The organism is Parvularcula maris, from assembly GCF_024505085.1.
GTDB classification, from domain to species: domain Bacteria; phylum Pseudomonadota; class Alphaproteobacteria; order Caulobacterales; family Parvularculaceae; genus Parvularcula; species Parvularcula maris.
On sequence record NZ_JANIBC010000027.1, the window covers coordinates 1 to 5,731 of the forward strand.

A 5,731-nucleotide genomic window follows, 5' to 3' on the forward strand; every position below is an offset into this window, starting at 1 on the left:
AGCCAGACCCGCCATCGAGACCGGCTGGTTCGAGCTGTCCGAGACGTAAGTGCGAACACCGTCCGCCGAGACGTTGCCCCGGTCGTCATAGAGGTAGTCCCGCCGGAACGGATCAGGCTCCTCCGTGCCCCCCGTCTGGGTCTTCTTGCGGAGGTTGCCCAAGGGATCGTACTCGTAGTCGATCTCGCCGAAGCGGCCGATCGCCCAGTCCAAACGGCCCGCACCGTCATAGCCGTAAGTGCGGTTGCGGCCCGTGCTCGACATATCCGCCGTGCTCTTCATCCGGCCATTGAGATCGTAGGTGTAGCGGAAGTCAAAGGCCCCCTGGTAGTAGAGCCGCTCCAGACGCTTCCGCGGATCGAGCGCCGTCAGGTAGCCCTGGCCGTTGCCGAAGCTCGCGGTGTGAAGGCGCCCGCCGGGGTGGTAGGTCATGCCCGAGGCGTAAGGGACACCTGAGCCGTTCCCGCCCCTTGCCTGGGTCGGTCTGCCGAACGCATCGGCGGCGAAGGCGATGTCCGCTCCGCCCGGATAGACCATGCGCTGCAGCACGCCGTCGTTCGAGTAGCTGTAGCCTGTAAGGTAGGCCTGCCCCTCGATCGTGGCACGCTCCCAGTCGAGAAGAGGCTCGGGGCCGCCATAGAGCCACGCGCCTTCCCATAGCGTGTTGCCGCGCAGGACCGAGATGAGGCTTCCCACCTCGTCATAGCCCTTGGTGATGTCAGGCGCGCTGTCGGGGAAGTTCACGCTCTCCTGCCGGCCCATCTCGTCATAGCCGTAGGTAATGGTGTGGCCGCTCGGCATGGAGGTCGGGCAGCCTGTCGTCCCCGCCTGGCCCCTCGCCATGCCGGTCATCTGATCGGCGGCGTCGTAGCGGTAGAGGGTGGCGTTCTGCTCAGGCGTATAGTGGCGGCAGAGCCTGAGGCGGCTGTCATAGCTGTAGTGCTGGGTGATGTCGCCCGTGTAGCCGCCGAAGGTGCCGTACTGACGCGCGGTCTTGAGGTTGCCGAAGGCGTCATAGGTCATCGCCGTGTTGATGCCCTCGGGCTGCTCGATCAGAAGCACCGGACCGTCATCGGGCGAGGCGTAGCCGCCTTTCGTGGTGATGGTGATGTGACCCTCGGGATCGGTCACCTGGACTTTGTTGCCCGGGAGGTAGTCCGTGCGCGTCGAGGCGTAGGGCGCGATGTTGTCGCGAACCTCGGTCACCCTTCCCAAGGCATCGTAGAAGGTGAGGCTGCCATAGGCCGAAGCGCTGGTCCCCGTCTGCGGGGCGGAGGTGTAGTTCGGCCTGCCGAGCTTGTCGTAGGTCGTCCGCACATAGCTCCTGGTACCTGCAATGTTGCGGGTGTCTTCGGACCTTTCCAGCGTCGGTCTCAGCAGCTCATCAAGGTGAACCACGGTCTGGAGGCTGCCCCGGCCTATGGTCTGGCGCATCGTGCCGAAGCTGTCATCGGCCATGTCGTAGGCGATGGTGGTCGGCTCCCATGGCGAGGGGCGCTCGATGCGCTCGAGCCATCCTGCGTCGTTATAGAGGTAGGTCGTGGTGCGCGAGCCCTGGTCCGTGGTGCTCAGGACCTCGCCGAGATCGCTGACCGTCGCAGAGAGCGTGTTCGTATCCGGCAGGGTGATGCTGCGCGGAATGCCCCGGTGCCAGCTCGCAAAGGAGGTGGTCCGGTCGAGCGCGCCGCCATTGCCGACGCTGCTCGCCGACTTCAGCGTGCCGTCCGGGTGGTAGTCGTAGCTCTTGTAGGCGGCACCGAACTTGTCGTGGCGCTGAAGATCGCCCTTGGCCGTGAAGGTGTAGTCGTGGAACAGCTTGTTGTTGTGCGTCACGGTGTCGGGGAGGCCGACGATCCAAGAGGTAAGACGGCTGTTGTCGTAGGTCGTGACCGTCGTGCGCGGGCCGGCATAGCCCGGCGCGGGAACGCTCACCGTGCTGGAGCGGGTGACGGAAGTGGGCTGGCCGAAGCTGAAGGCGTTCGAGCTGAGGCTTTCGTTGTAGTCCAGATCGGTCGTGTACTGCTCGCCGCCCTCGCTGATCACCACGGTATCCGTCCGGTGGGGCGTCGTGAACTGAGCGATGTCATGGGTGAGCGGATAGGGCCCCACATGGCGGAACGTGCTGCCGACCTTCTCGGCGTCATCATAGCTCGTGGTCGTGGTCCGCAGGATGCCCCTTGCCTGATCGATCACCTTGCGGACGATGGGCCGGCCGCGCGCATCGAACTCGGTCTCGACACTATGCCCTTCGGGATCGGTCATGGTCATCTTCGCCCCGTCATAGGCGTAGCTCCAGACGGAGGTCGGCATGCCCGGACCGGAGATCGTCTTCTTGGTGACCCCAGCCACCTCGAACACTTGGTCCCAACCCGACGAGTAGGCCCAACCGGGGCTGACGGGATCGTCTTGGCAACGCGTGTTGACCGGCCCTAGTGACGAGAGCGGCTTGGGGCGGATCAACTCGTTCAGCTCGAAGGTCCCGGTGACGCCGTTCGGGTCCGTGACCGACACGGAGTAGGTCGGCAAGCTGCACGCCTGGCCCCCCTTCGGCTGATAGGGTAGCGCTTTGAGATCATAGCTCCAGGTCCGGTCCGGCCAGGAAGGATCTTTCGGCTCGATGACACGTTTCAGCAGGTTGCGCCGCCAGCCAGCATCATACTCGTACTCGTAGCTCCATTCCCGACCGTGCGCCGAGACTTTCTCGGCACGGCCATGGCTGCCGTAGGTGACCGTAATCGTCCGTCCGTCGCTCGCCTCGATCTTCCAAGGCAAGCCATCCGTTCGGTAGCTGTAACGGACCCAGTTGCCGTGCACGTCCGTAACCTCGGTGGCGAGCATCGTCGCGACGCTGACCCCTGAGGTCTGGTAGATCACCGCCCAGTCCATGCCTTCCGGTACGGTGTTCTTGTAGGGGGCCTGACGGTAGACCAGCTTGTCGAAGCGGTAGCGGTCTCCGTTCGGCGCGACGGCGATGAAGCCCTCGCCGTTGCCGCTCTCTTCTTGGATACACTCGAACTTCCAGTAGCTCTTCGTGGCCTTGGGCGGAGCGGATCCCCCAGATGACCAGACCGAGCCCTGCACGTCGTGAAGGATCTCTTCCTGCACCCGCCCCGGCACGATCAGGTTGGTGCCGCTGGAGTAGTCACGCTCGTCCCCGAACCACTCAGCGACGATGATGTCGTGGTCCCAGTTCTGGCCGGAGGGCTCGCTGCCTGCCGGTGAGTAGAAAGACATCGTCCCGTTGCTATTCGCCCAGCGGAACGGCATCTGGTAGTAGGCCCCAGCGACATCCGGCTGGCTGCAGCGGTCCGCCTGCCATACCGGGTCGACCCGGTGGAACTGATCGGCGAAGAGGCCGTCGAAGTCACTCGCGGGCGATGACTGAGTGACATCGACCGGCTGGATCACCTTCCGCTCGATCCTCGGAACCTCGAGCTCCCAGTCGCCGAACGCCGTGGGCGTGTCCTTATGGAACTTCCAACCCTGGCTAATGCTGCGCCGAACCGCGACCTCGAGGTCGAAGTTGCCCGGTATGCTGACATCCACCTGGGAGAAAGACAGGGCGCCAGTATACGGATCGATGGCGTCGCCGAGCACCCCGAAATCGTTCGCGCCTAGGCGTTCTGCTACCTTATAGCTCTCGCGGGCGTCCGGGATGGACATGCCGTCGAGCCAATCTTCTCCTTCTTGCGCAGCGGCATGACCGAGGAGGAGAAGAGACGCCAGACAGGTAGTCAAAAAGCGAGGCATTGAGAGAACTTTCCGAAGAATGGCAGGCAAGCTGAGGGTTCGGTAGACGAGGGTCAGAACTCGAAACCGCCGCCGGAGCTGGCGACCTCAAGCGGTATGGTGGCCGTGTCGGTACCGCCATGTCTGTCCGAGATCGTGTAAGTCACCGATCCTGTCCCAGCGGACTGACCGTAGATGGTCAGTCTGTTATCACTCCGTATGGAGACTGTGGCGAAGCTCGGGGCAGAGACCGACTGGACGGTCAGCGCGTGACCATCCGGATCGGTATCGTTGGCCAGCACATTGACGATCGTGCTGCTTCCGGCCTGAAGCCATACCGGCGCGTCGTTCGAGGCGGAAGGAGGCGAGTTGAAGAACACGTTCCTGATCGTGCCCCGCCCGCTTGCATCGGCAAGCGTCGCACCGTTCGTCGCAGCAGACAGCCTCACATCGAAGGTCTCGTTCGGCTCGTTGGTCTGGTCGGTCGAGGTGGGAACGCTGATGGTCTTCGAGGTCTGTCCCGCCGTGAAGCTCAGTGTGCCGCTACGTCCAGAATAGTCCTGACCTGCTACAGCAGACCCGTTCTGCGTCGTGTACGACAAACCATGAGTAAAGACCGTCTGGCCGGTCTTGGTCACCGTAAAGACAGCGTTCCCGCCCTCATTGACGGTGCGGTCGTTGATCCTGAAACTGGGCGCAGGTGTCGTGTTGGTGATCGTGCCGGTCGCTTCATCGGTAGTGATGACAGCATGACCCTCCACCCCAGTGATCCTGACCTTCACTGTCTCGCTACCCTCATAGATGGCATCGGTCTTCGTGGGGACGGCGACGGTTTTCTGCGTATCACTGGGCGAGAAGACCACCGTGGCCGGACCGTTATCGAAGTCCGGTCCGGCAATTGCGGAAATGCCTTCGAAGGTGAGAGCGACCTCCACTGCCTCCAAAGGCTGACCATCGAGAGTGATGCGGAAAAGAAGGTCGCTGCCCTCCGACGCCGAGCCAACGGGGGCTATCGATACTCGGACAGGTGGCCCGAGGCGAACGACCTCCTTCAATCGGTTGCGACTGTCATACTCGTAGGTGGTGACCACCTGGGCGTCCGCCGCCGACAAGGCAGCACTCAGCAATGCGCCGTATGCGCATGTACTCATTATCGTCCGTAGCATGAACCCTGCCCTTCACTTCCCGTTACCTAGCTAACGTTAAGGTTGAGCAGGGAGCAAGCGGCCTATGCAGTAGAATATCTGGTGTAAGCTACAGCTCTACTCCTGTGGAGATCGAAAGCGCGTCCTCGACATCGCCGCCGAGATAGCGAACGGTGCTTTCGATCTCCGTGTGTCCGAGTAGCAGCCGAACAGCTCGAAGGTCGCTGGTATTCCCATGGATTTAAGCTACTTTGGTCCTGCGAAAAGAACGCGTGCCGTAGTCGACTGGATCGAGACCAATCTCCTTCATCCATCTGAGGAGAATACGTCCATACTGCCGCTCCGAAAGATGCGGTCGTTAGGAAACGCGGGAGGGGAAGAGACGGTCGCCTGGTTTGAGACTCGCCTTTGCAATCCAAGCGCTGCCCGAGGCGGCGGTGTTCTGCGTGATTCCGAACTGAACTGGACGGCCAGCTTTCTTCTGAACCACCATGCCGCGTTCCCTTACCGAGCCAGCTGCAGCCAGGTCCTCGACCTGAAGCCGCACCAGAACACCACCGCGCAGCTTACTGTCGATCGCTAGGTTGAACAGCACAAGGTTGCGGACCCGTCCCGTCATTTCTAGACGTACACGGATCGCCCAAACTTCTGGCGGCTTGAGCGGTCTCTTCTAGTCGCGAAAGCTCGCAAGCGCACTCGAGCCGCACCTGACTCCTGTCGCTCTTTCGGAGACAACGTACCGTAAGAACTCTAACGGTACGTTCGCTTGAGAAGCGGGAAGGCACGAAGAGAGCCAAAATCGCCCCCTCTGCTTATGTCTTCTCTAATCGGGCATGGTAGTCGAGCTCCGTTGGTTG

General features: G+C 62.1%; 3 protein-coding genes. All 3 read right to left on the bottom strand.

Going from position 1 to position 5,731, the window contains the following annotated elements; genetic code table 11:
* Positions 1-3,663, bottom strand: a 3,663-nt coding sequence (locus NOG11_RS14745; protein ID WP_256620578.1) for an RHS repeat domain-containing protein, incomplete at its 3' end; no start/stop codon positions are given.
* A 140-nt stretch (positions 3,664-3,803) separates the two neighbouring features.
* Positions 3,804-4,880 (bottom strand): Calx-beta domain-containing protein, encoded by a 1,077-nt coding sequence (locus NOG11_RS14750; RefSeq protein ID WP_256620580.1) that lies wholly within the window; start codon positions 4,878-4,880, stop codon positions 3,804-3,806.
* Positions 4,881-5,232: 352 nt separating this feature from the next.
* On the bottom strand, positions 5,233-5,493 hold the full coding sequence (locus tag NOG11_RS14755) for a site-specific integrase (RefSeq protein WP_256620581.1): 261 nt from the start codon (positions 5,491-5,493) through the stop codon (positions 5,233-5,235).
* Positions 5,494-5,731 lie beyond the last annotated feature (238 nt).

Coding starts and splice junctions, on each gene's coding strand:
- NOG11_RS14750 (WP_256620580.1), bottom strand. CDS start 4,880: ATGAGTACATGCGCATACGGCGCATTGCTGAGTGCTGCCTTGTCGGCG.
- NOG11_RS14755 (WP_256620581.1), bottom strand. CDS start 5,493: ATGACGGGACGGGTCCGCAACCTTGTGCTGTTCAACCTAGCGATCGAC.